Source organism: Candidatus Delongbacteria bacterium (assembly GCA_041675285.1).
Lineage (GTDB): Bacteria > CAIWAD01 > CAIWAD01 > CAIWAD01 > CAIWAD01 > CAIWAD01.
In genome coordinates this window covers 85,261-108,152 of record JBAYTZ010000001.1, presented here as the reverse complement: position 1 = coordinate 108,152, position 22,892 = coordinate 85,261, and the positions used below count along the sequence as shown (strand labels likewise).

Below are 22,892 nucleotides of genomic sequence, written 5' to 3'. Positions count from 1 at the left end.
CCCCTGCCCGTTTGCCGCCTGCACCCAAGCGCCGGGCCCGGGTCCGACTTCCCGGTCGCCCCATCCAACCCCCGGGTCGGCCGGATGGGCGGCGCGGCCGGCCGTCCCCAGACAGGCCGTGTGTTATGTTGGGGCCGGCCCCACTGACTGCGGACCCCCGACACGAGGACGCGCGCCCATGCCGCCTTTCCCGCTCATCCGCCGGTTGAATCCCCTGCGCGGCTCCCGGACGGCCCTGCCGGCGGTGATCGGTCTGCTGACCGTGATTCTGCTGGGAGTGGGCCTGCTGGACTACCTGCGCGTGCGGCGGCTGACCCTGCGGTTGGCCTCCGACCAGGCCCAGGTGCTGGTGCGGCACGTGGAGCGCTCCACGGCCCGGGCGGCGCTGGCCGAGCAGTATGTGAAGGACGCCCTCAGCGACCAGCTCTTCGCCGTCTCCAATCTGTTGGAGGAGTTGACGACGGGCGGATCGGCCGGCATCGACTGGAGTGGGCTGGCCCGACGGGCGGAAGTGGACCGGCTGGACCTCTTCGATGCCGAGGGCCGCTGGCGCGCGGGCAACCGGGGTCCGGGCCGCCTGGATGAGGACTTCCAGGGCGCGGGAGCGCCGGACTCCCTGACCCGCGCCGGCGGCCTGTTCACGGATTCGCTGAGCGGCCAGCGCTACTTCGGCGTGGTGCGCCGCCTGCCCCGCGGGCAGCGGCTGCGCGTGGCCGTGGACTCGCGTCAGCTGCTGGCCATCCGGCGCACGGTGGGCATCAGCGCGCTGCTGGAGGACCTGGCGAGCCACCCCGAGGTGCGCTACGCCACCCTGGACTCGCGCGAGCAGCTCATCGCCGCCACGCCCCGCCTGCCCGACTGGGTGGAGCGGCCCGGCGACCCTGAGCATGACCAGGCGCTTGAGGTGACGGCCTTCGAGACCGTGACCCTGGACAGCCCGGAGGGGGCGATCTTCGAGGCCCGCACGCCCTTCGGCAGCCAGCCCGGCGTGGTGCTGCGGCTGGGAATCGTCAATCCCGGGCTGCGCCAGATCCTGGCCCGCGCGCGCTGGGCCATCGGACTGCGCACGCTGCTGGTGCTGGCCCTGGCCGGCGTGCTGCTGGCCTTCATCCTCTCCCGGCAGTCCGTCCGCCTGCTCTCGGGCGAGAAGCGGCGCATCGAAGGTGAGGTGCGGCGGCTGGAGGCGGAGCGCAGCCTGCGCGAGCGGCTGGCGGCGATGGGCTCGCTGGCCGGCGGGGTGGCCCACGAGATCCGCAACCCGCTCAACACCATCGCCATGGCCGCCCAGCGGCTGGAGTTCCAGCTGGATCCCGTCCGCCACGCCCAGCTCTATGGAGAGATCGTCCAGTCCATCCGCCGGGAGGCCCAGCGCATCGAGCGGATCGTCGGCGACTTCCTGCAGTTCGCCCGCCCGCCCGCCATCAACCGGCAGCCGCAGGATTCCGCGGCCGTCTTGCAGCAAGTGGTGGAGACCTTCGCCAGCCTGGCCCAGAGCCGCGGCGTGGAGTTCCGGGCGGAGCTGGCCGAGCTGCCGCCGCTGCGGCTGGACGCCGACGCCTTCCGCCAGGCCGTGCTCAACCTGCTGCTCAACGCCCTGCAGGCCCTGCCCGAGACAGGCGGGCGCGTGATCCTGGCCAGCGGCACCCGCGAAGGCTGGGCCTGGTTCTCCGTGGCGGACAACGGGCCGGGCGTGCCCGAGGAACAGCGCCGCAAGATCTTCGACCTGTACTACACCACCCGGGCCAGCGGCACGGGCCTTGGCCTGCCCCTGGTCCAGCGCTGCGCGGCCCAGCACGACGGCCACGTGGACGTCTCGGACACGCCCGGCGGCGGCGCCACCTTCACGTTTTTCCTGGAGATCCCCGCATGAGCCCCTTCACCCTGTTGCTGGCCGACGACGACCGCCCCCAGCGCGAGATGCTGGCCGGCTCGCTGGAGATGAACGGCCACCGGGTCCTGCAGGCGGAGAACGGCCGCCAGGCCCTGGAGCTGCTGCAGGCCGAGTCCGTCGACCTGCTGCTCAGCGACCTGCGCATGCCCGAGCTGGACGGGCTCGAGCTGCTGCGCGCCGCGCGCAAGCTCAATCCGCTGATTCCCGTCATCGTGATGACGGCCTTCGGCAGCGTGGAGGACGCGGTGGCCGCCATGCAGGCGGGCGCCTTCACCTTCATCACCAAGCCCGTGGAACTGCCCGCGTTGTTCCTGCTGCTGGAGCGCGCCCTGGAGGTCCGCCAGCTGCGCGAGGAGCTGCGCGAGCTGCGCACGCGGCTGGGGGAGGACCTGCTGCCCGGCGTGGTGGCCCAGTCCCCCGAGATGCGCGAGGTGCTGAGCCTGGTGGCCCGGGCGGCGCCCTCCCGGGCCTCGGTGCTGATCCTGGGCGAATCCGGCACGGGCAAGGAGGTGATCGCCCGCGCCCTGCACCAGGCCAGCCCGCGCCGCGAGCAGGCCTTCGTGGCCGTCAACATCGCGGCCATCCCCGACACCCTGGTGGAGAGCGAGCTCTTCGGCCACGAGAAGGGCTCCTTCACGGGGGCCGTGGCCGCCCACGCGGGCCGCTTCGAGCGCGCCGCCGGCGGCACGCTGTTCATCGACGAGATCGGCGACATGCCCCTGCACGGACAGGTCAAGCTGCTGCGCGTGCTGCAGGAGGGGACCTACGAACGAGTGGGGGGCAACGCGCCGCTCAAGGCCGACGTGCGCGTCATCGCCGCCACCCACCGCGATCTGGACGCGGAGATCCGCGCCGGGCACTTCCGCGAGGACCTCTTCTACCGGCTCAACGTGGTGCGCATCACCCTGCCGCCGCTGCGCGAGCGCAAGGCCGACCTGCCGCCCCTGATCGACCTCTTCCTGGAGCGCGCCGCCCGCCTGAACGACAAGGACGTGCGCGGGGTGGAACCCGCGGCCCTGGACCGGCTGATGCGCCACAACTGGCCGGGCAACGTGCGCGAGCTGGAGAACGCCGTGGAGAGCGCCGTGGTGCTGGCCCGCGGCAGCCTGATCGGCGAGCGCGACCTGCCCGACCGCGTGCGCGGCCTGGTCACGCCGGACGCCGGCCAGTGCTTTCCCGGAGACGACCCGGCCCTGCCGCTGGGCGAGCGCGTGGAGCGCTTCGAGCGCCACTTCGTCCTCAAGGCCCTGGAAGAGGCCGGCGGCAACAAGACCGAGGCCGCCCGGCAGCTGCAGATGTCCGACAAGAACATCCGCGACCGCCTGAAGCGCTGGGGCGGCTGACCCGACGAAGAGGTCGGGTGGCCGACCCCGCGGTCGGCCTGGGGGCGACGCGCGGCCCGACTGTGGCGGGATGTGCTTGCCGGTCAATCCGTGAACGCGCCGCCGGGCTGGCATGGAGCTTGCTCTGCAACGGCCAAACAGGAGTCCCGCCATGAAACTCCCCCGCCGCCTGCTCAGCCTGCTGACCCTCTGCCTGGTCGCGCTGGTCTCCCTCGGCGCCGGGGGCCGGCGCGGACCGGCCTTCGTCGATCAGGACGGGGACGGCTTCAACGACCTGGCCCCGGACACGGACCGCGACGGCATCCCCGATTGCGTGGATCCGGATCAGACCCGCCTGCGGGTGGGCACGCCGCGGCGCGGGCCGGGCGGCCAGGGCACACCTTGGCGCGCTGGCGCGGTCCGCCCGGACAGCCTGGCCCGGGACAGCCTGCTCTATCGTGGTTGGTACGACTCCCGCGCCCGTCAGGGCTGGGGCCCGGCCTGGCAGTGGCAGCACGCCGGCCAGGGCGGGGCGGGCTGGCAGGATCCGCTGGCGCCCTGTCCCCAGGGCGGACGCTTCCTTAACGACCCCAACGGACGCAACGGCTCTGGCGGTGGCAACGGCGGCGGCAACGGCGGCGGTCACGGCCCGGGCGGCCACTGAGCATGAAAGCGCCGGGCCTGCTCCGCCAAGGGCTCCGTCTGCTGGCCCTGCTGGCGCCCCTGGCGGCCCACGGGCTGCCGGTCCCGGCCCTCCAGCTCGGCCTGCAGTCCAGCTGGACGGACAACCTGCTGGGCGACAGCCTGGCGCTGGCCGATCTGGGCGGGACCCTCTCCCTGCGCCTGAACCAGCCCCTGAGCCCGCTGCTGGGGCTGGAGGCGGGCGGGCGTCTCACGCGGCTCAGCGACCACGGCGAACTGGGCGAGGCCAACCACACCCTGCAACTCAACCTGGGCGCGGGCGGGCCGCTCTTCGAGAGCCTGTGGGCCCAGGCGGGCTGGTTCCGCCAGCACTACCAGGACGACTACGATCTCTACGACCGCGACCGCCTCTTCGTGGTCCTGGGTGCACGCCGACGGCAGGGCGGCCGCCTGCTTCTGCGCGGCCAGTTCCTGGCCTCGGCCACCCGCTTCCCCTCCGTCCCGGACAGCCTGGACGCCGACTACCGCGACCTCTCGCTGGCGCTGGGCGCCAATCTGGCCCTGGATCTGCCCCTGGCCCTGGACCTGGAGAGCGGCGTGCAGCTGCGGCGCTACCGGGAGCTGGACCCGCCGGTGGACACGCCCTGGCTCTGGACCAGCCTGCGACTCTCCCGTCCGCTGGGCGAGCGCACGGGCCTGCGCCTGCTGACCAGCCGGCGCTGGCAGCTGGCGCCGGGCGCTGATGACCTGCTGAGCCTGACCGAGAGCGGGCTGGATCCGGGCGAGCTGTTGTGGGACGGCTGGCAGGTGGAAGCCGGTCTGCAGCGGCTGGGCCGGCGCTGGCGCTCCAGCCTGACCGTGGGGTGGCTGGCGGCGGACTACGCCGCGGAACCGGGCCGCTCGGCGCGGCGCGACGAGAGCCTGCAGACGGCGCTGGCCTGCTCGCGGATCTGGTCCGTGGGAACAAAAGGGTGGCAGCTGCAGGCCTCGCTGGAGGGCACCTGGCGCCGGACGGACTCCAGTCTGACCTATTATGGGGCCATCACGCGCAGTCTGGCGGCCGGACTGACCCTGCGCACCCCCTGAGGAACTGGGCGGCGGGCTACTCGGGGTCCGCGGCCGGCAGGTCGGGATAGAGCCGCTCCACGCAGGTCGGGCAGAGCCCGTGGCTGAACTCGGCCTCGGAGTGGTCGCGGACGTAGATCTCCACCTGCTGCCAGTAGCCCGAATCATCGCGGATCCGCTTGCAGCCGGCGCAGATGGGCAGGATGCCGCTCAGGGTCTTGATCTCCTCGACGGCCTGGCCCAGCTCGGCGAGCTTGGCGGTCAGGGCCAGCTGCAGCTCGATCATCCGCCGGCCCACCTCCAGCCGGGCGCGCAGTTCGCCCGGATCGAAGGGCTTGACCAGATAGTCGTCGGCCCCGGCGTCCAGCCCGGCGATGATGTCGGGCGTGTCCGCCCGGGTGGTCAGCATGATGAGGTAGAAGGGCCGCGTGGCGCTCCGCTGCCGGACGCGCCGCACCACTTCCAGCCCGTCCATCCGCGGCATCATCCAGTCCAGCACGGCCAGCGCGGGGGCGTCCGGCTTCTGCAGCTCGTCCCAGGCGGCCGCTCCGTCGGCGGTCTCCAGCACCTCGTGGCCCTGGGATCGCAGCACGGCCGCCAGCATGACCCGCGAGGTGAGATCGTCTTCGGCGATCAGGATGCGCACGCTGGGGTCCCCGCTCAGGCCACCAGGTTGAGCTTGCGCAGCTCGCCCAGCAGCTCGGCCTTGTGGACGGGCTTGCCCAGGTAGGAATCGCAGAGGTTGCGGTAGGCCTCGCCCACGTTCTTGATGTCGCCCAGGGCCGTGGTCATCATGATTTTCGCGCCCTGGCCAGGCTGGATGCCCCGGCTCTCCTCCAGCTTGCGGATCTCCTTCAGCGCCTGCTGGCCGTCCATTTCGGGCATCATGATGTCCAGGCAGATCAGGTCGTAGGGCTGGCTGGTGACCAGCGCGATGCGCACAGCCTCCACGGCCTCGCGCCCGTTGACGGCGATGTGCGTGGCTCCATAGCCCTTGAGCAGTTCCTGCAGCAGCAGCCGGCTGGTGAAGTCGTCTTCCACGATCAGGGTTTTCATGACACGATCCTCACTGATGAATCACTGGGTCTCGGGTAGTTATCGACATCCGCGCGGTCACTCCTTGAGCGGCGCCGACTCGGCTGTGGCCACCCGGCGCAGGGCCTCGAAAGCGTCCTCCAGCCCGGCCAGGCCCGCCCGCACGGTCGCCAGGTCGCCGTCGCGCGCCGCGCGCTCCAGCCCGTGGGCGGCGCCCTGCAGGCCCTCGGCGCCCACGTTGGCCGCCGCGCCCTTGATGGTGTGGGCCTGGCGTTCCGCGCCCGCCGCGTCGCCCTCCTCCACGTAGCCGCGCAGGGCCTGCAGCTGCTGGGGAATGTCCCCCAGGAAGGCCGTCATGATGACCGCGGCCAGCTCGCCGTCCTGCAGCAGGCGCTCCAGCAGGGCGGCGCGGTTCCAGAGCAGCCGGTCCGGCGGGGTGGCGCCCGGTGCAGTTTCGTCGCGCTCTGGCGCGCCCGCGGCTTCCGGCCGGGGACCGCCCTCGCCCCGGCCCCGGGGCAGCCAGCGCTCCAGCGCCATGGCCAGCGCCCGGGGATCCACGGGCTTGGTGACGTAGTCGTTCATCCCCGCCTCCAGGCAGCGCTCGCGGTCGCCCTGCATGGCGTGGGCGGTCATGGCGATGATGGGAACCGCCGGATCGCGGACGCCGGACTGGCCGGCGCGGATCAGGGCCGTGGCCTCCAGTCCGTCCATCTGGGGCATCTGGACGTCCATCAGCACCAGGTCGTAGGGGATGTCCGCCAGCGCGCGCAGCACCTCTTCGCCGGTGGCCACCGCGTCGGCGCGCAGACCCAGTTTCGCCAGGATGCCCTGGGCCACCTGTTGGTTGGTGGGATTGTCCTCCGCCAGCAGGATCCGGGCCGGCCGACCGGCCAGCAGCCCCGGCAGCGGGCGGATCGGCGGCCCGGCGGCCGCCCGCGGCGGACCCGCCTCCCCGGCCAGCCGGCCCAGCCGGACGGTGAACCAGAACTCGGAGCCCTGGCCCGGCGCGCTCTCCACGCCGATGCTTCCGCCCATCAACTCGGACAGCTGCTTGGAGATGGCCAGCCCCAGGCCCGTCCCGCCGTAGCGGCGCGTGGTGGAGGCGTCCACCTGGGTGAACTTGTCGAAGAGCTGGTCCAGCTTGTCCGCCGGAATGCCGATGCCCGTGTCGCGCACGACGAAGCGCAGGCGCACGTCCGCCGGCCCGGCGTCGTCCGTGGGCAGCTCCTCCTCCAGCAGGACCCGCACCGTCACCGAGCCGGCCGGCGTGAACTTGACGGCGTTGCCCACCAGGTTGGTGAGGATCTGGCGCAGACGGCCGGGGTCGCCGCAGAGCCGGACGGGCACCGCCGGATCCACGCTGCAGCGCAGTTCCAGGCCCTGCTCCTGCACGCGCACGGCCAGGGTGGCGGCGAAGTCGTCCAGCAGATCCTGCAGGTCGAAGTCCAGCCGCTCCAGCTCCAGCCGGCCGGCCTCGATCTTGGAGAAGTCCAGGATGTCGTTGATCAAAACCAGCAGCGCCTCGCCGCTGCGGCGCACGATCTCGGCGTAGCCGCGCTGCTCGGCGCTGAGCTCCGTATCCAGCAGCAGGCCGGTCATCCCGATCACGCCGTTCATGGGCGTGCGTATCTCGTGGCTCATGTTGGCCAGGAACTGGCTCTTGGCCGAACTGGCCATCTCCGCCTGGATGGCCAGCTCCGTGGCGAAGAGGTACTGGGACTCCATCCGCGAGTTGAGCACGCGCAGGGCCTCCTCGTCGCGCTTGCGCTCGGTGATGTCCCGGCTGATCCCCAGCAGGCCCACCAGGGCGCCGTCGGGTCCCCAGAAGGGCGTTTTGAGCGTGTCCACCAGGATCCGCCGGCCGTCCGGGAAGGTGATCCACTCGTCGTTGCGGTGGGGCTCGCGGCTCGTGAGGATCCGGCGGTCGTACTCCAGGAAGGACTCGGCCACCTGGACCCCGAACAATTCGACGTCGGTGCGGCCGACGATCTCCTCGCGCGGGCGGCCGGCGAATTCGGCGAAGCGCGGGTTGCAACCCAGGTAGACGCCGTTCACGCTCTTGAAGAAGACCAGGTCGGGCATGGAATCCAGCAGCGAGGTGATCAGGGCGGCCTGGCGCTTGAGTTCGGCCTCCGCCTGCTTGCGCTCGGTGATCTCGTGGGCGTAGCCCGTGGTGCCGACGATCACGCCCGCCCCGTTGGTCACGGGCGTCTTGAAGGTCTCGAACCAGCTGGTCTGGCCGTGGCGGAAGACCGGCTCCTCGACGTGGATCCCGGCCTCCCACTGCATCACGCGCGCGTCGTCGGCCGTGTAGCGCTCGGCCAGCTCGGGCGGCCAGACCTGTTCGTCCGTCAGCCCCACCACCTGCTCGGCGCTCTCCTTGCCGCAGGCCTTGGCGAAGGCCGTGTTCACGGCCAGGAAGCGGCCCGCGCGGTCCTTCAGCCAGACCAGGCCGGGCTGGTTCTCAATGATCGCGTGGAGGGCCGAGTTGCGGCGGGTCAGCTCCGCCTCCGCGCGCTTGCGCTCCGTCAGGTCCAGCATCACGGTCAGGTTGTACTGCCGGCCCTGGCTGGTGATCAGTTCGCCCGAGAACAGGCCGTCCAGGATAGAGCCGTCCTTGCAGCGGACCTGCAGCTCCACGTCGGCGATGCGACCCTCCGTCCGGAGCTGGGCGGCCACGGGCGCCGCGCTCTCGGGCTCAACGAAGAGGCCCAGCTCGGCCACCGTCCGCCCCAGCACCTCCTCGCGCCGGTAGCCGGTCTTGGCCAGGAAGGCGTCGTTGACGTCGGTGAAGCGCCGCTCGGGCAGGGACGTCAGCGCCATCAAGGCGGGATTGCTGCGGAACAGGCGCTCGAAACGCTGACGGCCCTCCTCCTCCACGCTCAGGTCCTTGCTGACCCCGAACACACAGTCCACGCCGTTCCACTTGCCGGCCCAGATACGGGTCTCCACGGGCAGCAGGACGCCTTTCCGGGTGGAGAGCGGCAGCGGGCAGCTGCTCCGCTCGCCCCGGAACATGGCGGTGAAGATCTCCGCGGCCTCCGCTCGCCGCTCGGCGGGGTGCAGGTCCAGCATCTGCATGGTCTGCAGTTCGTCCGGCCCGTAGCCCAGTTTCTGGGTCACGGCCTCGTTGGCGAACAGGATCCGCCCGTCCGGCGTGCCCACCAGGACCATGTCGCTCATGGAGCGGAAGAAGGCGCGGAAGTTGGCCTCGCTCTCGCGCAGGGCCTCCTCGGCCTGGACGCGCTCGCTGACGTCCGTGTCCGAGCCCCGATAGCCGCGCAGGCTGCCGTCGGGATCGAAGAGGGGAATGCCGTTGGTGGAGACCCAGAGCCGCGCGCCGTCCCGGGTTTCCACGAGGTTCAGCAGGTTGACGAAGGCCTCGCGGCGCTCCGCCACCTCCTGGACCCGGGCCAGGAACTCCGCGCGCTGCTCCGCCGGACACAGCTCGTGGCGGTGCCAGTCCGCCAGCAGCTCGCCGGGCTGGTAGCCCAGCAGCTCGGCGGCCACCGGGCTGACGTAGGTGAAGCGGCCTGTCAGGTCCACTTCCCAGGCGCAGGTCCGGCTCTGGCTGGCCAGCTGGTTGTAGCGCGCCTCGCTCTCGCTCAGGGCCGCGCGCCGCTGGTGGTCCAGGCTGACGTCGCGGAAGACCAGCACGGCGCCGATGACCTCCCCCGCCGCGTCGCGGATGGGCGCGCAGCTGTCGGCCACCCGGCGCTCGCCGCCGTCCCGGTCCACCAGCACGGCGTGCCCGCTGCCCTCCACCACCGCGCCCTCGCGCAGGGAGCGCTCCAGAGGCGGCTCGGCCGACTCGCCGCTGCGGCTGTCGATGATCCGGTAGACCGCGCGGCCGGGCTGACCCAGGGCCTCGGCGGCGGACCAGCCGGTCAGGCGCTCGGCCGCGGCGTTGAGCAGGACCACGTCGCCCCGCCGGTCGCAGGCGATGACGCCGTCCCCCATGGAGGCCAGGGTGGCGGAGAGCAATTCGCGGCTCTTGCCCAGATCCGCCTGCTGGGCCCGGATGCCCGCGTCCGTGCGCCGCAGCAGGACGTAGAGGAAGCCGAACAGGCCGCTGAGCAGGGCCAGTCCGGCGCCGGCGGCGAAGAGCAGCAGGCGGCGGTGCTCGGCCTGGCTGGGGGACAGGTCCAGCATGGCCAGCAGGTGGCCGGTCTCGCGCCCGGAGGCGTCCCGAAGCGGCACCGAGAGAAAGCGCAGCACGCCGCGGGTCCGCTCCGCTCCGCTGGGGTCCATTCCGGCGTTGATCCGCTGCGCGGCCTGCGCCGGCAGATTCCGGCCTGAGGTGTAGACCAGCACGTCGGCGGGAAACTGCTCCCAGTCCGCCGGCCGGCCGAGCTGGCGCATGCCGGCCTCCCAGCCGGCGCGTTCCAGCGCGTCCTTGCGGATCAGCACGGCCAGTTCCAGCCCCGGCTGCCGGTGGATGCCCGCCAGGACGTCCTCGATCTCCTTGCCCAGCTCCAGGAAGCCGATCAAGCGCCGGCCTTCAAAGACCGGCCGCACCACGCGCAGGGTGTAGGTGCCCAGGGGGCCCACCTCCAGGCCCGCCACCATCCGACCCGTGCGCCGGGCCTCGCGGGCCGTGAAGCGCTCCAGCCGGTCCCCGCGCTCGTCCGGATGGTGGACACGCAGCAGGCACTCCAGATCCGGGCTGATGAAGGAGAAGTGGGTGAGCGCGTGTTCGGCCTTCAGGCCGGCGAACACGGGCGCGGAGTGCTCCAGCAGGCACTGCCAGTCCCGCTCCGCCAGTGCCTGCCGCAGGTCGGCATCCAGAACCAGCACGCCCTCCAGCGCCAGCAGGCTGCGGGTTTGTTCGGCCAAGGCGCGGGAGAGTTCGCTGGAGGCGTCCTGCAACACGCGCCGCCCGGACTCCCGCAGCCGGCTGTCCTGCTGCAGGGAAAGCAGCGCGCCCATCCCCGCCAGCAGCAGCAGCAGCACGCCGGCCAGCGGCAGCAGCAGGCGCCGCAACACGGGTTTGGGCGTCACGGGCGCACGCCGCAGGGAGACCAGCACCACGGCCACCACGCCGCAGAGGGTGAGCAGCAGGCCCACGGGCAGGGCCGCGCGCGAGGCCACCTCCCAGCTCCACGCGCCCGCGTCCACGTCCTGGCCCAGCACGGCGACCGGCCGGCCGCTGACGGGATCCAGCAGCGGAATCAGGGCCGAGACCCAGCGGCCCCAGCGGTCCTGAACCGGGCCTTCCACCCGCCCGACCCCGTTGTCGAACAGTGCGCGCAGCTCGGCGGAGGCTTCCGGGTAGACCTCGCCCGGGAGCGAGCAGTCCTCGGAGCCGGCGGGCTCGCTGTCGACCAGGAAGATCAGCCTGCCGTCCGGACGGCGCGCCAGCAGGTAAAGGAAGCGGCACTGCGGGCTGGCCTGGCGCAGGCCGGCCAGCTGCTGCTTGAGCTGGTGATACACGGGAGCGTCCTGATCGGCCGGGCCGCCCGAAAGGGTCTGCACCTGGGCCAGGTCGATGGCCTGGGCCATCAGCCGCGCCTGCTGGAGCAGCGCCTCGCGCATCTCGCGGTCCGCCTGGCGCGCGGCCCACCCGCTGAACAGCCCGGCCAGGCCGAGCAGGGTGCCCAGCACGCCCACCAGCCAGAGCCGGTGGGTGCGGACGCGGTCGTAGAAGCGGAACCAAGCACTCATTCCCGAACCCCGGTGGAAGAACGCGGCCTGTCGTCGCCCGGAATCCAGCGCTCCGACCCGGCAGGGCGGTCGGGTCGCGAGTCTGGGGGGGGCGGCTGTCCCCAGCATGATCGGCCAGCGGCGGGGCCGGTTCCACTCCACGGTGCGGGAAGGCCGGGCGTGGAGAACTCCGCCGAAATCCTTAGTCTGGCCCGCGGCCCCGGGTGGCGGTGCGGGCTCCCAGCTGCGCCGGCTCCGACGGGAACGCGAACCCCGGCCCTGGTCCAGGACCGACGGACCCCAAACCCAAGCGAGGACCCCGCCATGCAGATCACCTTGAGCCCGGCCCAGGCCACGCTCTTCGACCACGACCCGGAGGCCGCGGGGCGGGCCCTGCTGGACGACCTGCAGGCCCAGGCCCGGCGCCTGAGCGCGCGGGGCGGCTACATCAGCGTCTACTTCGACTATGAGAGCGTGGAGATCCTGCACCCGGACGGGCGCGTGCTGGCGGTGGTGGAGGCGGATCCCTGGGCCGAGGAGCAGAAGGAGCTGGCCCGGCGGATCTTCGCCGCGGCGGACAGCGAGGACGTGGTCTCCCGCGAGGCCGCCGCCGCGCTGGTCCAGTCCGAGTACGGCGACGCCCACCCGGAGTGGCGCAAGGTCCAGTACGGCACGGCCCTGGCCGAGCAGATGGGCTGCTGGCAGGCCTACGCCAGCCTCTGCGAGTCCCGACCCGACCGGCTGGGCGAGGACGAGGCCGACGAAGCGGTCGCGGACGAGTAGCGCCCGGGCCGGCGCCTACTTGCGGCCCTTGCCGCCGCCCTTGCCATTGGCCTTGCCCTTCTTGCCCGACGACTTGGACCTGCCCGGGCCGCCGGACTTGCCCTTGCCGTGGTGATCATAGACATGCTTGCCGCGCTTGAGTTCGTGGAACGCGGCAGAACCCGGCTTGATGCCCAGGTGGTGGGCCAGTTCGCCCCAGCCGCGCCGCCCGCGCGCCTCGTACTGCTCGATGATGTAGAGCGGCGGATGGTGGCTGACCTCCCCCAGATAGAACACGAGGTAGGCGTCGGCGGGCTGCGCCACCCGGCCCAGCACGAACTGGACCTGCAGCTCGTCCACGCCGAAGCGTGAGCCCAGCCGGGTCCGGAAGGCCCCGGGATCCGACGACGCGCTGAGGTTGAATTGGGCGGCCCAGGCGAGTTCCGCCGCCCGGGCGGGGGCGGGTGTCCAGGCCAGCAGGGCGGCCAACAGGCCGGCCAGCAGCCAGCGTCCGGTCCAGGTGTTCATGAGGATCCTCTCAAGGTTGTGGCCGTCGGGCAGGGCGGCGCCTCAGCCGGAGCGCGACGGGAGCATTGCGCTCCAGTACGCCAGAAAACTTAGCTTATTTTTTATGCTCTTAATTATTTATTTGTGTTGATATATGATACTTTATTCTATGCGAATTCACGGAACGTTCATTCGGTTTTAGTCTAAGACAATCGCTTGCATGACAGCCAAGTGATTGACCATCTTACACTTGTTCCGATCGGGTGGAAGACTCGCCAGAGCGCTGGCTGCGCTGCCAAGCCGGCTACCGACTGCGTGCCCGTGGAGTCTCAAGACAGAACCCGTCAACTGATCTGCCGCAACCAGATACAAGAGGAATGGATCATGCGATTTTCTGCACTACTGCTGCTGACCGTCCTGGTCGGCCTGAGCGGCCCGGCCTGGGCCGGCAAACTGGGGGTGGGCGTGATGGTGGGCGAACCCACCGGTCTGAACGCCAAGGCCTGGCTGGACAACAGCCACGCGCTGGACTTCGGGGTGGCCTGGTCCCTGAACGACCACGAGCGCCTGCACCTGCACATCGACTACCTGTTCCACAACTTCGCGGCGCTCAAGGGCAGCGGCCTGGACGGCAAGCTCGCGCTCTACTGGGGCCTGGGTGGACGCCTGCAGGTGCGCGACGAGTACCACGACAACCACGGCAACGACCACGACTACGACGGCGAGGACGAGCTGGGCGTGCGGATCCCGCTGGGCCTCGACTGGGTCCTGCCGCGCGCACCGGTGGATTTCTTTCTGGAAGTGGCGCCCGTGGTGAATCTGGTGCCGGATACGGACCTGGACGTGGAAGGCGGGATCGGCGTGCGCTTCTGGTTCCGCTGAGCGCGGCCGGCGGCCCGCGGGGGAGCGCAGGCTTCTCCCCGGGCCGCGGCGGGCCCTGTGTTCCGCCGGGATCGTGACCTCAGCGCGTGTCGGTCAGGCCCCGGCCTCGAGCCCGCCTGAGGTGTCCCGCTGCGCGACGGCCCGGTCGCGGATGGCACCGTAGCTCTTGAGCTTGCGATAGAGGGTGGCGGAGCCGATGTGCAGCTGCTCGGCCGTGCGGGTCTGGTTGCCGCCGTTGACCTCCAGCGCCGCCAGGATGTAGTCCTTCTCCACCTCTTCCAATGAGCGCACGGCCCCCTTGCTGGCCACGGGCGCGCTGAAGGCCTGGCGGACCTCCTCCGGCAGGTCCTGGAGCCCAATGCGCGTGCCACTGGCCAGGGCCACGGCGCGCTCCATGGCGTTCTCCAGCTCGCGCACGTTGCCCGGCCAGCTGTAGCGCAACAGCTGGTCGGCGGCCGCCGGGCTCAGGCCGGCGATCTTGCGTCCCATCCGCTCTGCCGACTCCACCAGCAGCACGCGGGCCAGCGGCAGGATGTCCTCCCGGCGCTCGCGCAGCGGCGGCACCAGCAGCTCCACCACCTTCAGCCGGAAGTAGAGGTCCTGCCGGAAGTTGCCCAGCGCCACTTCGCCGGCCAGGTCGCGGTTGGTGGCGGCCACGATGCGCACGTCGATGGACGTGCTCTTGTTCTCCCCCACCCGGCGGACCTCGCGCTCCTGGAGCACGCGCAGCAGTTTGACCTGCATGCCCGGCGAGACCTCGCCCACCTCGTCCAGCAGCAGGGTCCCGTGGCCGGCCGCCTCGAAGAGGCCGGGCCGGTCCGTGTTCGCGCCGGTGAAGGCGCCGCGCACGTGGCCGAAGAGCTCGCTCTCCAGCAGGGCCTCGGGAATGGCGCCGCAGTTGATGGCGATGAAGGGGCCGGCAGCGCGGGTGGACTCCTCGTGCAGGAAGCGCGCGATGCGCTCCTTGCCCGTCCCGCTCTCACCGCTGACCAGCACAGTGGCGTCCACTTTGGCCACCCGGCGCGCCAGCTCCACCAGCACCTGCATGGGCCGGCTGCGCGTGACCATGCCCGCCGGCTCCGTGTGGTCGCGCACGACCTTCTTCAACACGCGGCTGTGCAGGCGCAGCTTGTGCTCCGCGGCCTTGAGGGTCTCGGTGACCCGGTGCAGGGAGACGTCCAGGCTCTCCACCAAGCGCAGGGGTTCGTAGAAGACCATCTCCTCGGCGCGTTCGGCGCCCCACTCGGCCCGGGTGCGCCCCTGCAGGTGGCAGCCCACCTGGCCCTTGCCCATGCAGCGGTCCTCCAGGACGAAGATCTCCTCCCCGGCGACGAAGCTGTGGTAGCCGCTCATCAGGCCGCAGATGGTCCAGCAGACGGCGCTCTCGGAGCGGCCGAAGTGCAGCAGGTGCTGCTCGGCCTCGTAGGAGGCCAGCAGCATCACGCCCTTGCGGCTGAGTGGATCCTCGCACTCGGGTTCGGAACGGAACAGCCCCGCCAGATTGTTGAGCCGCGAGCCCGCCCGCCGCCAGTCATTCTTGTGCGGCCAGTTGTAGCCGCCTTTCAGCGCCTCGGCCATGCGCCAGCCCTGGGCGAAGCCGAACTGGGTCAGCACGGTGCGCGCCGCAGTCAGGCCGAAATTCTCCACCAGGTACTTGCGCAGGATGCCCATGGCCATGGCGTCCACGATGAGCGCGCGCTGGCCGGCGAAGCGGATCAGGCCGCCCTCCGGGTCCAGCTCCAGCAGCTCGCGGTGATGTAGATCCTCCACCCGCATGATGTCCTCCGTCGCATCGAATTGGAGGACAAGCTACCTCAATTTGATGGAACAGGGCTTCTCGCTGTGAAATAAATCTTTGTAAGTGCATGATCCGCTTTGTGATTATTCTTTGGCCCGAATAGTGCAAGGAAGCCCTCCAGGAACGAGGGGCCGGGGGCGGCCGACACGGCCGGCCGGCCGACCAGGCCCGCCGCGTCGCCCAGGCGCCCGCCCCTTCCCCCTTCCGGACGACCGGCCAACCCCGGGTCCGTCCCGACTTCGCAACGCCCTCCAGCGTCCGGCCCCGGCGGACCGTCCTGACCGCCCGTGGCTCCGCTGGACTTGAACGACCCCGCGCCGCACGCAACACAGGACCGCACCATAACCGCATTGAAGGAGAATCCCCATGCGAATCCCATCCCTCAGCAAGCTCCGGGCCGTGGCTCTGGTGGCGACCGTCGCCCTCCTGGCCGTCGGCTGCGCCAGCACGCCGCTGCACACCGAAGCCTCCACCTCCGGCATCCGGGCCGCCGAATCCCTGGGCGCGGCGGACGTGCCCGAGGCCCTGCGCTACCTCCAGCTGGCCCGCGAGGAGCTGTCCCGCGCCAAGGGCCTGTCCCAGAAGAACGACCACGCGGCCGCCAATTCCATGCTGCTGCGGGCCGAGGCCGACGCCGAGCTGGCCGTGCTGCTGTCCCGCGAAGACGCGGTGAAGATAGAAGCCATGGACGCCATCGAACAGGTGCGCCACCTCCGCCTGAGCAACCGCTAGACCCCGGCCGACCTGGCCGTCAACCAAAGGAATCCTCAGATGAAACTTTCCCAGATGCTCTCGCTGGCCGCCTGCGCCGCCCTGCTGGCCGGCTGCGCGGCCACCATTCCCCAGGAGCTCTCCTCGGCGCGCCTGACCTATCAGCGCATCAACACGCCCGAGACCGCCGAGCTGGCCCCCGTGCAGCTGCAGAAGGCCAAGGAAGCCCTGGCCGTGGCGGAGAACTCCTTCATGCTGCACCCGCGCTCCGAGACCACGCGCAACCTGGCCTACGTGGCCCAGCGCAAGGCCGAGATCGCTGCGGCCACCGTCTCCCTGGACGACGAGCGCGAGCGCACGGCCCAGGCCCAGGCCGATCTGGCCCGGACCCAGGGCGAACTCGTCCGCGAGACCCAGCAGGACCTGGACAAGTCCCAGGTGGAGCTGGCCGCCGCCGAACGCAAGGGCGAGCTGGCCGAGAACAAGTTGGACAGCGCGCAACTGGCGCGGGCCGCCGCCGAGCTGCGGGCCGCCACGGCCATGGCCGAACTGGCCAAACTGGCCGCGGTGAAGAACGAGCCGCGCGGCATGGTGATCACCATCTCCGGCAGCGTGCTGTTCGCCTCCAACCAGTCCGTCCTGCTGCCCTCGGCGCGGGAGCGCCTGGATCAGGTGGCCAAGGCCCTGCTGGCCGAGGACGGCCGCAACCTGATCATCGAGGGCCACACGGACTCCCAGGGCACCAACAGCCACAACCTGACGCTCTCCCAGGCCCGGGCGGACCAGATCCGCGACTTCCTGGTGGGCAAGGGCTATCAGGCCAGCCGCATCCAGTCCAACGGGATCGGCGAGGTGCGGCCCGTGGCGGACAACGCCAACGCCGAAGGCCGGGCCAACAACCGGCGCGTGGAGATCATCATCGAGCAGAGCCAGCGCACGTCCACGCAGTAGACCGGCCGGACAGACCGGCTCCGGGCCCGGCCCGGAGCCACAGGCGAAGGAGAGCGAGATGAACCTGGATCAAGCGGCCGGCAAGTGGGAACAGCTCAAGGGTCGGGCCAAGATGGCCTGGGGCGAACTCACCGACGACGATTTCACGAAGGCGGAGGGCTCCGCGGACAAGCTGTTCGGAGTCATCCAGGAGAAGTTTGGCGACGATCGGGAGACCATCAAAGCCAAGCTCGACAAGGCCCGCAAACACTAACCGGCGCGGGACGCGGCGCCAGCGGCGCGGCGTCCCCACGTCCAGCCGAAGGGAGACCCACCATGTTGACCATTCTGGTTGCCGTGCTGCTCGTCCTGCTGATTCTCAAACTGATGCACACCTCATAAGGGGCGGCGCGCCTGCGCCGCTGGAAGGGAAGGGTCGAGACATGCTGTTCACCATCGCCGTCATCCTCGTCGTGCTGTGGGCCCTGGGACTGGTGACCTCGTACACCATGGGCGGGCTGATCCACATCCTGCTCGTGCTGGCCATCGTGGTCGTCCTCGTGCGGGTCATCCAGGGCCGCCGCGTGATTTGAAAGGGGTGGACTACACCTATGCCCACAAGTCCGAGTTCATCAAGAGCATGAAAGAGGACCTGGCCCTGCTCCAGGACGAAGTGGACCGGCTCTCCGGCAAGATCGAGCGCTCCAGCGGCGCGGGCAAGGCCGAGGCCGAGAGACAGCTGGTCGCCGTGCGCGCCCAGTGGAAGACGGCCAAGAGCGAGCTGGAGCAGGCCGAGGACGCCCAGGAGGCGGACTGGGACCGGATGCAGAGCGGCTTCCGGAAGTCCCACGGGGAGCTGAAGCGCTCCATCGAGACCATGCGCCAGTGGCTGGCCGACAAGATCGAACCATAGTGGAATCGAGGTCAGGGCCGGCGCATCCCGTCCGGCCCGACCGATCGGAATTGTGGGGATGTGGGGAGAGGCCCGGCGCCCGCCGGGCCATCCGCGTGTCCGGTCAGGTGAACCCAATCCCGTGGACAGGTCGGCGCAGCAGCGCCCGCCGCACGGTTCGCAAAGGAGCGCCATGATGTCCCTCAGTCGCGCCACGGCACGCCACCACGACGGGCGCCAGGGCCAGGATCTGTGGCAATCCTTCCGTCCGCCGGATCCCGCCGATCCCTCGGCGGGGGGATTCGGATTCCTCTCGTCGCTGGAAGAGAACCGCCTGCCCCCCGGCGCCCTGGTGGGGGCCCGGCCGGTGCTCGACATGGAGATCCTGACCTACGTGCGGGAGGGCGTGCTGGCCCAGGACGAGTCCTCGGGAAAGACAGGCTTGCTGCTGGCCGGCGAATTCCAGTGCCGCGTGCACCGGCGCGGCAGCCGGCTGCGCGAGCGCAACGCCTCCGCCTCCCGCTGGGCCCACGCCTTCCGCCTGACCCTGCGGCCGTCGCGCGCCGGCCGCACCCCGACCTGCGAGCAAAAGCACTTTCCCAGCGCGGACCGCCGGGGCTGGCTCTGCGTGGTGGCCTCGCCGAACGGTCGGCTGGGCTCGCTGCTCGTGCACCCGGACGTTCAGCTCTACTCGACGTTGATGGATCTGGGCCAGCACCTGGTCCACCAGCTGCCGCCGGGCCGGATGGCCTGGCTGCACGTGGTGGAGGGGGAGATCGCCATCGGCGACCTGGTGCTCACCAGCGGCGACGGGGTGGGGGTCACGGCGGAAGCCGCGGTCTCGTTCACCGCCCGGCTGGAGTCGGAGATCCTGCTGCTCGATCTGGGCCCGGATCCGCGGGCCGTCTGAACCTACGCGTCAGCGCAAGTGGGGCGGTCGGTCTCGGGTGTTCCGGGAGCGGCCGCCGCCAGGATCCGTCTCCCGGCTTTGATTCGGGGTCTCAGTCTTTGGACACGTGGTGTCGGCTTCCCGGAGTCCGGGCCGCCAGCCACTTGTAGGCGCCGTAGCCGGTGGAGATCACGGCCACCGCCACGCCCGCCGCCATCAGCAGGCTGGCGGTGGAGACCACCAGCGCGCTGGCTCCCGCCACGGCCACCGTCACGGGACCCACCGTCAGCAGCAGTTTGCGCTCGCGGACGGGGTCCTTCTGCCCATCAAATTCATCCATGAGTCATCTCCTGGTTAGTGGACCGCTGCCCGCGAGCGGTCCGCCGCGCTCAGCCGATCCGTCGTTCAAGCCGACGGGCTCCACCCGATCCCCTCACCTGGAGGAACACGGCACCCGCCCCGGGTTCCGCCGCGCCACCGCAATCCGGTGGCGCGACGGGCGGACCGGTCATGGACCCGTCCACTGAAAGCAGCGGGATGATGCGCGCCTTGCGGCCGGGTGGACACAGCACCCAACGCAGGTCCCGACACTCACGCCCGGGGCTCAATGGTTCGTCCCGGGGCGCCACTCTCCGCGGTTCACGTCGGAATCCCGCGGACGGCGGACCTGGCGACGTGGCCGGCGGCTGCCGGCCAGGCCGACGGGTGCCCTCGGTGCGAACCATTGCCCCACAGTCCCCCCCACAGTCTCCTACAACAGCAACTTCCACAGCTGGACCGGACCACCGGTCAGCACGGGTTCCGGGTAGAATTCGCGGATCAACACGCTCAGCCACTCGCGCGAGGTCTCGATCTGGCTCAGGCGGATGCCCGCCGGCGGACCACTCAGCACCTCGTAGTGGCCGATGCGTACCTGGATCGGCGTCGTCTCGCCGGCGGGCAATAGGTCCAGCAGAATGGTCTTGGCTTGGGAGTCGATTTCCAGCTTCAGCATCTTGCCGAACCTTTCAAACGCAACGTTGATCAGCGCCTTGACGACGAACTCGGTGAACATGATCTGCGCTTTCAGACTCCAGGATGGAGCGGATCCGTCAACCTCAAGCGAGTGAATGCGCCAGGGGATCCGGGTCACCACTCTTTTTGCGGACGTCCTCTTGTCTACGCTCGACGCGGGAGACACCCCCATCCCGGCCTTCCCCCGCCTTGCGGGGGAAGGTGTCGACCCCCCGATTCCAGCCGGACCGCCCATCGGTGCCAGGAAACACGACCTGCGCGACCCCTTCCCCCGCAAGGCGGGGGAAGGCCGGGATGGGGGCGAGAGCCCGAGAGCATGCACCCACTCGCGACGGCACCTGTGGTCCACTTCTTGACGGATGAGTCTCCTCAGCGATCCGATTTGGGTGGCCAGGGGCCATCCGGCGACAGGCGCGGCGGATCCTCCGGCGGCTTGCGCCAGCTCTCCAGCAGGACGGCCGTCAGGGTGAAGGTCAGCGGCCCCAGGATCAGGCCGGAGGCGCCGAAGAGCAGCAGGCCGCCCACCACCGAGATGAAGGCCACCAGGGTGTGCTGGTGCAGACGCCGGCCCACCAGCATCGGCCGCAGCAGGTTGTCCACGCCGCCCACCACGATCCCGCCCCAGAGGGCCAGGATCAGGGCGCGGCCCCACTGGCCCGCCAGCAGCAGGAAGAGCGCGGCGGGCACCCAGATGATAAAAGCGCCCAGCACGGGGATCACCGAGAGCAGGGCCATCACCACGCCCCAGAAGAGCGGGGCGGGCAGCCCCAGCCACCAGAACATCAGGCCGCCCAGCAGGCCCTGGATCAGGGCCACCGCCAGGGTGCCGTAGACCGTGGCGGAGATGGTGTCCCCCAGGCGCTCCAGCAGCCGGTCCATGTCCACGCGGGACAGGGGCGAGGCGGAGCGCAGGACCTGCAGCGCCGCGACGCGGTCGCGCAGCAGGTAATAGAACAGGTAGAAGGTCAGCCCCACCGCCGCCAACTGGATCGCGGAGCCGCGCAGGACGGAGCCCGCCGCCGCGCTCATCCAGCCCACGAAGGCCTGGATGGTGCCCGGCAGGTCGATGCTCTGCCGGACCCACTGGGCCACGGGCGCCAGCCGCGGCCGGGCCTCGAGGGCGCGCAGCCACTCGCCGGATTCCACCTTGCCCCGCACCAGCTCGGCCCCCAGGATGGACTCCTGGATCAGCCGCTGGCCCACGAAGACCACGGGCAGGGCCACCAGCAGCGCCACGACCAGCACGCAGAGGGCGGCGGCCAGTCCGGGACGTCCCAGCCGGGCCTCCAGCCAGAGCTGGAGGGGCGCGAACAGCACGGCCAGGGTCAGGGCCCAGACCAGCACCGAGAGGAAGGGCAGGGTCAGCTGCCAGCAGATCCAGAGGCCCAGGATCGTCGCGGCGATCAGCACGGGCGTCTGCACGCTGCCGCTCAGGCGGCGGTCGTCCACGATGGGTGCGCCGCGGCGCCGGGTTCCGGGGTTCAGCATGGGGAGCATTTCCGCTTGTCAGCCGGGCCGGCTGCGCCGCGGCTCCCACAGGGAAACCGCGACGCGTCGGCCACCGGCTCTGCCGCTATTTCAACCGGTAGCTGATGCCGCCCAGGATCGCCCAATCCCACTCGGGATCGACGACGTTGTTGTCCGTGTACCTGACCTGCAGCTCGGGGCTGAAGGAGAGGCGGTTTTCCAGGTAGTAGATGAACGTGCTGTTGAAGATCGCGCCCATCAGGTCCTCCGCGCCGGTGGCGGTGACCATGTCGTAGTTGACCGTCAGGCCGTTGTACCAGTCCACGCGGTTGGAGATCTCATAGTCCACGCGCAGGTTCTCCTGCAGGTTGTAGACCATGTCGTCGGCGAAGACCGTGGAGAGCGAGAGCCGGTTGCTGAGCTGCAGCACCATGCCGATGGGCAGGTGGTTCTCCAGCCGCGCCACCAGGTTGGGATCGCCGCTCTCGCCGTTGTAGTCGGACAGCCGGGCGCCCACGCCCACGCGGGCCGACCAGCCGTGCCAGCGCTGGGCCGTGGGCTCGTCGATCACCTCCTGGATGCGCAGCACGCCCATGGCGCCCAGCGTCTCACGGGCCAGCACGCCGCCGGCGGCCAGGACCTTCTCCATCTCGCCGTACCAGTACTTGCGGTATTCCACGTTGCCGTAGGTGCTGCGGAACTCGGACTCGCGGTCGATGATGGCGGCCAGCTGCAGCAGGGCGTCGTCGGACAGCCCGGCCGTGGTCACGCCGTACTTCTGGAAGTCCTCGTCCATCCGCACGGCCTGCTTGAGCACGGTGGCGTTGATGGTGCGCCCGTAGCCCATGCCGGCCTCCACGTCCACGCGGGGATCGTCCGCGCTGTCCTGGAAGGCCAACTTGCGGTAGTCCACGCTGGCGCCGCCGTAGACGAAGACCTTGACCGCGTTGCTCAGGTACTTGTCCAGGTTGGTGGCGGCGTTGACGTCGAAGGAGTTCTCCGTCTCTGCGCCGTCCGCCGTGCCGCGGCTGTTGCTGGCGCTGGCCGCCCCGGAGATGTTGTAGCTGAAGGGCAGGGAACGCAGAGCCAGCCAGTAGGTGCCGGAGCCGCCCACGTTGTAGCCCACCTGGGTGGTGTCGCTGGAGTTGCCCACCGCGTTGAAGGTGCCGTTCAGGTAGGCCTGCTGGGTGGTGCTGGTGGGGAAGGTGTAGTCCAGCAGGGAAATGGCCTGGCCGGGCAGGGCCAAGGCGCACGTGGCTGCCAGGGCCAGGTGAATGCTTGTGATACGTCTCATGATCGACCTCTCTGATTGTGGCATGGACATGCCGTCTGCCGGGGCCGGGCATTCCCGACCCAGGCCTGTGGGAACGTGGTTCTGCACTCGTGGGGAGCGGATGACGGAGCTGGCGCGGTCTGGGGCGTCAGACGGGGGCCGGATCCGC

General features: G+C 70.6%; 21 protein-coding genes. 12 read left to right on the top strand and 9 right to left on the bottom strand.

Annotation, left to right across the window (positions count from 1 at the left end):
• Positions 1 to 178: 178 nt before the first annotated feature.
• The 4 genes from WC326_00315 to WC326_00300 all read left to right on the top strand — a co-directional run bounded on the left by WC326_00315 (position 179) and on the right by WC326_00300 (position 4,941).
• A complete protein-coding gene (locus WC326_00315; protein MFA7329493.1) occupies positions 179 to 1,870 on the top strand; it encodes a HAMP domain-containing sensor histidine kinase in 1,692 nt (563 codons plus the stop codon).
• Entirely contained in the window at positions 1,867 to 3,234 is a 1,368-nt protein-coding gene (locus tag WC326_00310; protein MFA7329492.1) for a sigma-54 dependent transcriptional regulator, read from the top strand. Before WC326_00315 ends, WC326_00310 begins: the two co-directional genes overlap by 4 nt.
• 151 nt (positions 3,235 to 3,385) lie before the next feature.
• Positions 3,386 to 3,877, top strand: a complete 492-nt coding sequence (locus tag WC326_00305) for a hypothetical protein (GenBank protein ID MFA7329491.1) — start codon at positions 3,386 to 3,388, stop codon at positions 3,875 to 3,877.
• Positions 3,878 to 3,879: 2 nt separating this feature from the next.
• The gene (locus WC326_00300; protein MFA7329490.1) at positions 3,880 to 4,941 is read left to right on the top strand and encodes a hypothetical protein; all 1,062 of its coding nucleotides are present in this window, start codon (positions 3,880 to 3,882) and stop codon (positions 4,939 to 4,941) included.
• 16 nt (positions 4,942 to 4,957) lie between these two features.
• On the opposite strand, the gene WC326_00295 is transcribed toward WC326_00300, so the two are convergent.
• From WC326_00295 to WC326_00285, 3 genes are read right to left on the bottom strand one after another with little or no spacing between them, the layout of a single operon-like run.
• On the bottom strand, positions 4,958 to 5,566 hold the full coding sequence (locus WC326_00295) for a response regulator transcription factor (GenBank protein MFA7329489.1): 609 nt from the start codon (positions 5,564 to 5,566) through the stop codon (positions 4,958 to 4,960).
• A gap of 14 nt (positions 5,567 to 5,580) precedes the next feature.
• Entirely contained in the window at positions 5,581 to 5,976 is a 396-nt protein-coding gene (locus WC326_00290; protein ID MFA7329488.1) for a response regulator, read from the bottom strand.
• Between the two features lie 57 nt (positions 5,977 to 6,033).
• Positions 6,034 to 11,619, bottom strand: coding sequence for a PAS domain S-box protein (locus tag WC326_00285; protein ID MFA7329487.1), 5,586 nt, complete (start codon positions 11,617 to 11,619; stop codon positions 6,034 to 6,036).
• A gap of 303 nt (positions 11,620 to 11,922) precedes the next feature.
• Here WC326_00285 and WC326_00280 point away from each other — a divergent pair, with 303 nt between their 5' ends.
• On the top strand, positions 11,923 to 12,381 hold the full coding sequence (locus tag WC326_00280; GenBank protein ID MFA7329486.1) for a hypothetical protein: 459 nt from the start codon (positions 11,923 to 11,925) through the stop codon (positions 12,379 to 12,381).
• Positions 12,382 to 12,396: 15 nt separating this feature from the next.
• Here WC326_00280 and WC326_00275 read toward each other — a convergent pair whose 3' ends face one another.
• Complete coding sequence (locus tag WC326_00275; protein ID MFA7329485.1) at positions 12,397 to 12,888, bottom strand: hypothetical protein; 492 nt, start codon at positions 12,886 to 12,888, stop codon at positions 12,397 to 12,399.
• Positions 12,889 to 13,251: 363 nt separating this feature from the next.
• On the opposite strand from WC326_00275, the gene WC326_00270 reads away from it, so the two are divergent.
• Positions 13,252 to 13,749 (top strand): hypothetical protein, encoded by a 498-nt coding sequence (locus WC326_00270; GenBank protein ID MFA7329484.1) that lies wholly within the window; start codon positions 13,252 to 13,254, stop codon positions 13,747 to 13,749.
• A 93-nt stretch (positions 13,750 to 13,842) separates the two neighbouring features.
• Here the strand turns inward: WC326_00270 and WC326_00265 are convergent, their stop codons facing one another.
• Entirely contained in the window at positions 13,843 to 15,525 is a 1,683-nt protein-coding gene (locus tag WC326_00265; protein MFA7329483.1) for a sigma-54-dependent Fis family transcriptional regulator, read from the bottom strand.
• A gap of 388 nt (positions 15,526 to 15,913) precedes the next feature.
• Here WC326_00265 and WC326_00260 point away from each other — a divergent pair, with 388 nt between their 5' ends.
• The 6 genes from WC326_00260 to WC326_00235 all read left to right on the top strand — a co-directional run bounded on the left by WC326_00260 (position 15,914) and on the right by WC326_00235 (position 18,990).
• A complete protein-coding gene (locus WC326_00260; protein MFA7329482.1) occupies positions 15,914 to 16,279 on the top strand; it encodes a DUF4398 domain-containing protein in 366 nt (121 codons plus the stop codon).
• A gap of 39 nt (positions 16,280 to 16,318) precedes the next feature.
• Entirely contained in the window at positions 16,319 to 17,209 is an 891-nt protein-coding gene (locus WC326_00255; GenBank protein MFA7329481.1) for an OmpA family protein, read from the top strand.
• A 58-nt stretch (positions 17,210 to 17,267) separates the two neighbouring features.
• Positions 17,268 to 17,462, top strand: a complete 195-nt coding sequence (locus WC326_00250; GenBank protein MFA7329480.1) for a CsbD family protein — start codon at positions 17,268 to 17,270, stop codon at positions 17,460 to 17,462.
• A 169-nt stretch (positions 17,463 to 17,631) separates the two neighbouring features.
• Positions 17,632 to 17,781, top strand: coding sequence for a lmo0937 family membrane protein (locus WC326_00245; GenBank protein MFA7329479.1), 150 nt, complete (start codon positions 17,632 to 17,634; stop codon positions 17,779 to 17,781).
• Positions 17,782 to 17,786: 5 nt separating this feature from the next.
• Positions 17,787 to 18,101, top strand: a complete 315-nt coding sequence (locus WC326_00240) for a hypothetical protein (protein ID MFA7329478.1) — start codon at positions 17,787 to 17,789, stop codon at positions 18,099 to 18,101.
• 175 nt (positions 18,102 to 18,276) lie between these two features.
• A complete protein-coding gene (locus WC326_00235) occupies positions 18,277 to 18,990 on the top strand; it encodes a pirin family protein (protein MFA7329477.1) in 714 nt (237 codons plus the stop codon).
• A gap of 91 nt (positions 18,991 to 19,081) precedes the next feature.
• Here the strand turns inward: WC326_00235 and WC326_00230 are convergent, their stop codons facing one another.
• The 4 genes from WC326_00230 to WC326_00215 all read right to left on the bottom strand — a co-directional run bounded on the left by WC326_00230 (position 19,082) and on the right by WC326_00215 (position 22,744).
• A complete protein-coding gene (locus WC326_00230; protein ID MFA7329476.1) occupies positions 19,082 to 19,309 on the bottom strand; it encodes a hypothetical protein in 228 nt (75 codons plus the stop codon).
• 411 nt (positions 19,310 to 19,720) lie between these two features.
• On the bottom strand, positions 19,721 to 20,023 hold the full coding sequence (locus WC326_00225) for a hypothetical protein (protein MFA7329475.1): 303 nt from the start codon (positions 20,021 to 20,023) through the stop codon (positions 19,721 to 19,723).
• A 329-nt stretch (positions 20,024 to 20,352) separates the two neighbouring features.
• Positions 20,353 to 21,471 (bottom strand): AI-2E family transporter, encoded by a 1,119-nt coding sequence (locus WC326_00220; protein ID MFA7329474.1) that lies wholly within the window; start codon positions 21,469 to 21,471, stop codon positions 20,353 to 20,355.
• Positions 21,472 to 21,556: 85 nt separating this feature from the next.
• A complete protein-coding gene (locus WC326_00215; protein MFA7329473.1) occupies positions 21,557 to 22,744 on the bottom strand; it encodes a hypothetical protein in 1,188 nt (395 codons plus the stop codon).
• Positions 22,745 to 22,892 lie beyond the last annotated feature (148 nt).

Coding starts and splice junctions, on each gene's coding strand:
- WC326_00300 (MFA7329490.1), top strand. CDS start 3,880: ATGAAAGCGCCGGGCCTGCTCCGCCAAGGGCTCCGTCTGCTGGCCCTG.
- WC326_00305 (MFA7329491.1), top strand. CDS start 3,386: ATGAAACTCCCCCGCCGCCTGCTCAGCCTGCTGACCCTCTGCCTGGTC.
- WC326_00230 (MFA7329476.1), bottom strand. CDS start 19,309: ATGGATGAATTTGATGGGCAGAAGGACCCCGTCCGCGAGCGCAAACTG.
- WC326_00220 (MFA7329474.1), bottom strand. CDS start 21,471: ATGCTGAACCCCGGAACCCGGCGCCGCGGCGCACCCATCGTGGACGAC.
- WC326_00280 (MFA7329486.1), top strand. CDS start 11,923: ATGCAGATCACCTTGAGCCCGGCCCAGGCCACGCTCTTCGACCACGAC.
- WC326_00250 (MFA7329480.1), top strand. CDS start 17,268: ATGAACCTGGATCAAGCGGCCGGCAAGTGGGAACAGCTCAAGGGTCGG.
- WC326_00225 (MFA7329475.1), bottom strand. CDS start 20,023: ATGTTCACCGAGTTCGTCGTCAAGGCGCTGATCAACGTTGCGTTTGAA.
- WC326_00285 (MFA7329487.1), bottom strand. CDS start 11,619: ATGAGTGCTTGGTTCCGCTTCTACGACCGCGTCCGCACCCACCGGCTC.
- WC326_00235 (MFA7329477.1), top strand. CDS start 18,277: ATGTCCCTCAGTCGCGCCACGGCACGCCACCACGACGGGCGCCAGGGC.
- WC326_00275 (MFA7329485.1), bottom strand. CDS start 12,888: ATGAACACCTGGACCGGACGCTGGCTGCTGGCCGGCCTGTTGGCCGCC.
- WC326_00255 (MFA7329481.1), top strand. CDS start 16,319: ATGAAACTTTCCCAGATGCTCTCGCTGGCCGCCTGCGCCGCCCTGCTG.
- WC326_00290 (MFA7329488.1), bottom strand. CDS start 5,976: ATGAAAACCCTGATCGTGGAAGACGACTTCACCAGCCGGCTGCTGCTG.
- WC326_00270 (MFA7329484.1), top strand. CDS start 13,252: ATGCGATTTTCTGCACTACTGCTGCTGACCGTCCTGGTCGGCCTGAGC.
- WC326_00215 (MFA7329473.1), bottom strand. CDS start 22,744: ATGAGACGTATCACAAGCATTCACCTGGCCCTGGCAGCCACGTGCGCC.
- WC326_00260 (MFA7329482.1), top strand. CDS start 15,914: ATGCGAATCCCATCCCTCAGCAAGCTCCGGGCCGTGGCTCTGGTGGCG.
- WC326_00265 (MFA7329483.1), bottom strand. CDS start 15,525: ATGCGGGTGGAGGATCTACATCACCGCGAGCTGCTGGAGCTGGACCCG.
- WC326_00315 (MFA7329493.1), top strand. CDS start 179: ATGCCGCCTTTCCCGCTCATCCGCCGGTTGAATCCCCTGCGCGGCTCC.
- WC326_00310 (MFA7329492.1), top strand. CDS start 1,867: ATGAGCCCCTTCACCCTGTTGCTGGCCGACGACGACCGCCCCCAGCGC.
- WC326_00245 (MFA7329479.1), top strand. CDS start 17,632: ATGCTGTTCACCATCGCCGTCATCCTCGTCGTGCTGTGGGCCCTGGGA.